Source organism: Crocosphaera sp. Alani8 (genome assembly GCF_038442745.1).
GTDB lineage: Bacteria > Cyanobacteriota > Cyanobacteriia > Cyanobacteriales > Microcystaceae > Crocosphaera.
The window spans coordinates 1-3,491 of record NZ_JARVCN010000331.1 but is presented as its reverse complement, the minus strand read 5'-3'; the positions used below and the strand labels follow the sequence as shown (position 1 = coordinate 3,491).

The 3,491-nt window shown below is 33.0% G+C and carries 3 protein-coding genes; 1 reads left to right on the top strand and 2 read right to left on the bottom strand.

Annotated features, from left to right (window positions below; translation table 11 throughout):
* Positions 1-461: 461 nt before the first annotated feature.
* Entirely contained in the window at positions 462-1,571 is a 1,110-nt protein-coding gene (locus tag P9B04_RS17350) for a hypothetical protein (RefSeq protein WP_342056234.1), read from the bottom strand.
* 95 nt (positions 1,572-1,666) lie between these two features.
* Positions 1,667-2,095 (bottom strand): universal stress protein, encoded by a 429-nt coding sequence (locus P9B04_RS17345; protein WP_342056233.1) that lies wholly within the window; start codon positions 2,093-2,095, stop codon positions 1,667-1,669.
* Positions 2,096-2,316: 221 nt separating this feature from the next.
* Between P9B04_RS17345 and dusA the strand changes: the two genes are divergently transcribed.
* Positions 2,317-3,300, top strand: a complete 984-nt coding sequence (gene dusA / locus P9B04_RS17340) for a tRNA dihydrouridine(20/20a) synthase DusA (RefSeq protein WP_342056232.1) — start codon at positions 2,317-2,319, stop codon at positions 3,298-3,300.
* Positions 3,301-3,491 lie beyond the last annotated feature (191 nt).

The following is a 3,491-nucleotide window of genomic DNA, read 5'->3' as shown; positions in this document are numbered from 1 at the left end:
ATGACTGTTCTCAATGCCTTCTGTCAAGCGGATTTTAGATGAGCTTACCCTGGCGTTTCTATTCCTGTTATTGGTCCTGCGAGTGTAGGGGTAAACAATAATTGGAATACAGATTTTTCGATTATTCCTCTCAAACAATACAATCAATATATCATTACTTTTATTCCCAAAAGTGAAGGGGAATATAAAGTAAGAGCTTATCTTAAATACAATGATGATACTGCTGATGAAATCTATAACGAACAGAAAAATTATCCCTCAGGACAAGCAATAGAAATAAAAGGATCTCCCAAAGAGGACAATATCCCAGTTCAAGTAAATTTATTTGTTGGTGATCCTGTTTCCATAGCTAAAACTTACACTGTTTCTGTAAAAGGTTGTATGTGACCTTTGAAATAATCTTAAGAGACATTTACAAAAATGTCTCTTAAGATTATCCAGTTACAATGTTTGTGTTGAGTTTATGTGAATTTTTCAATTACTTTTCTGGTTATTTTCTTAACGTTCTGAGTAAGTTTTCTCCGTAGGTTAGAATTTTGTTTTTTTTGAATTTGCTCCTTGTCTCGATCCTTTAGTAGTTTGATAATGATTTCCATTTGAATAGCAACAATATTTTTTAACCTCTCCATGTCATCTTCTAGGTGATCAGAAGTATTGTTTTTTGGCAAAGGTAACCCAACAAAATCATCATAAGGCAAATCATTAAAGTATTGATGATGAATTATCTTATTATCGTTTTCAAACCGTTTTAATATCTTGATTCTCTCTTGTTGGTCAAGAATTGTTTTATCGTTATAAAAAATGAAGTCAGTGCTATCAATATATTTAGTGAGTAACTTTTTAATAGATAGATCATGAACATCTTGATAAATACTCGGAGTTCTCCTTAAGACATCACATAAATATGGATTTAAGCTTTGATTGGATTGTATCTGTGGATAATTATTGATAATATCTAGTTGAGTTCGTTCGCAAAAATCGGCAATTAAATTGTTATTTTTAAATTTTTTTTTACTCAAAGGAACTACAATTAAACTATTTTTATCATAGATTTCTTCGAAAAATCTAATAATCTTGAGAAAATCTGGTCGGTATAAATCTAATGATTCTTCAATATACTCATTTAGTGATAAACCTTTTTTATGTTCCCATTGTTGCCAACTGGATACTAGATAATCATCTTGTCTTCTCAGATAAAAAATAACAGTTACTTGCTCGAAATAAGACGCTAAAATTTCATGAATTTTTCTCCCTTCACTAATGCCTCTCATATTACCTAGATTCTCCGCTGATATCAGAATTTTCCGACAGTTAGTTTCTCTTGCTTTTACTAGAACTTCCCCTAATCTTCTCTCAAAAGCTATGATGTTATCGTCATCAATCAGCTTTTTAAAATATAATACTGGTGTCTTTCTGTTTTGTAAAATATTATTTTTTTCAAAAGAAAAATAAAAATCTTTATCAGGTAAATAGGCACCTTTTTCTTCTAATTTATTGATATTGCCGTAGAGAAAATTTTGAATTGAAGAAGATCCACACTTACCATGACCAGGATGTAAAATAAGTTTCATTGTTTTTGAGTTATTGTCCATTATGAAAAATTAAAAAAAGACAGATAATTATGTGCAAAAAAATAATCATTAATGTTATTTGATGTCATTATAAGCTATCTGCGCCAAACTAACACAGGACATTCAGCTAAGCGAACAACTTTTTCTGTAACCGATCCTAACAAAAATCGGTTTATTCCCGTGCGTCCATGAGAAGCGATAACAATCAAATCAGTGTTATCCTTTTTAGCATAATCAACAATTTCTAAACTGGGATTTCCTATTTTAACCACTAAAATTAAGTCATCAACCAAAGATTTAGGATAACGTTCATAAAAAGAATTTTTAACATTATCTTTGCGAGTGTCATCGTTTAATGTTGACCAAATAACACCAGGATCAACGGATTCTAAAGGTAATAAAACGTGAATAACCGTGATTTTATTAGGATCTTTGATAAAGTTTAGTGTTTCATCAAGTGCATTAAAAGAATCTTGAGAAAAATCAATCGGAACTAAAATGCGATCGCCAATAAATAGACTCATTTTGATACAATATTAAAAAGTAATCTATAATAGTAAACTATTAAAGCAGTTATCACTATTTACTGATAACTTATCGGTAACCGATGAATGATTTATATAGCAATAAATAATGATTGATGAGATATCTTTTCGTGACTAGTTATCAGTTACCACTGTTGACTGTTCATTGTTCCCTTATACCTCAGACTTAAATTCTCAGAACTGATCACTGATTTATATAGATGAATGACAATCAAAACTACCTAATAAACCCATTAAGTGTAGCACCAATGATGGACTATACCGATCGCCATTTTCGCTACTTTATGAGGCAGATAACTCGTCACACTCTACTATACACAGAAATGATCGTCAGCGCAGCTATTAAACACGGCGATCGCTCGAAATTATTGGACTTTTCCCCCGAGGAAAAACCCTTATCTCTACAAGTAGGGGGAGACAACCCCCAAGAATTAGCAGAATGCGCCATAATTGCCGAAGATTGGGGTTACGATGAAATAAATTTGAATGTGGGATGTCCGAGCGATCGGGTTCAAAGCGGTCATTTTGGAGCTTGTTTGATGGCAAACCCAGAATTAGTTGCACAATGCGTTGATAAAATGCGAAGTAGTGTTAATATTCCAGTGACAGTTAAACATAGAATAGGCATCGATAATCAAGATAGCTATGATAACATGGCTCGCTTTGTTAAGATTGTTTCTGAGGCAGGGTGTCAAAGGTTTACCGTACACGCAAGAAAAGCTTGGTTAAAAGGATTAAGTCCCAAAGAAAATCGCAATATTCCTCCCTTAAGATACGAAGATGTTTATCATCTCAAACAAGAATTTCCTCACCTTTTGATCGAGATAAATGGTGGTGTTACTAATCTCGAACAAGTAGAAAAACATCTAGAAATAGTAGATGCAGTGATGATCGGTAGAGCTGCTTACGATAACCCCTATTTATTTGCTACAGTTGATCGAGATATTTATCACGACAACATAACACCACTAACCCGTCATGAAATCATCAAAAAAATGTTACCTTACATCGATAATTGGGTAAGTTCTGGTTATAAACTTCATTCCATTAGTCGACATTTGTTAGCCATATTTGTGGGCATTCCAGGGACAAAAGCCTGGAAAAGATATATTAGTCAAAATGCCCATTTACCCGGCTCAGATTCTCAAGTTATTGTTGAAGCTTTGAAAAACGTACCTCGATAATTAAGTTTTTTATCTGTAACACAAAAAAAGTATTAAGAAAACTTCGATCAAGGTTCTTAGGATGAGTATGGTAGAGAAAATCTGTTGAAAATCAGGAAAAATTTTAATCATGAGCGAGCAAGAAATAAAGGAAACCAAAGGAAGCTTCTCAAAAAGTCTGGGGGGACTCGCCGAAAGTTAGGGGACAAAGA

Excerpts from the sequence above, each read along its gene's own strand:
- P9B04_RS17350 (WP_342056234.1), bottom strand. The coding sequence starts at position 1,571 with ATGAAACTTATTTTACATCCTGGTCATGGTAAGTGTGGATCTTCTTCA.
- P9B04_RS17345 (WP_342056233.1), bottom strand. The coding sequence starts at position 2,095 with ATGAGTCTATTTATTGGCGATCGCATTTTAGTTCCGATTGATTTTTCT.
- dusA (WP_342056232.1), top strand. The coding sequence starts at position 2,317 with ATGAATGACAATCAAAACTACCTAATAAACCCATTAAGTGTAGCACCA.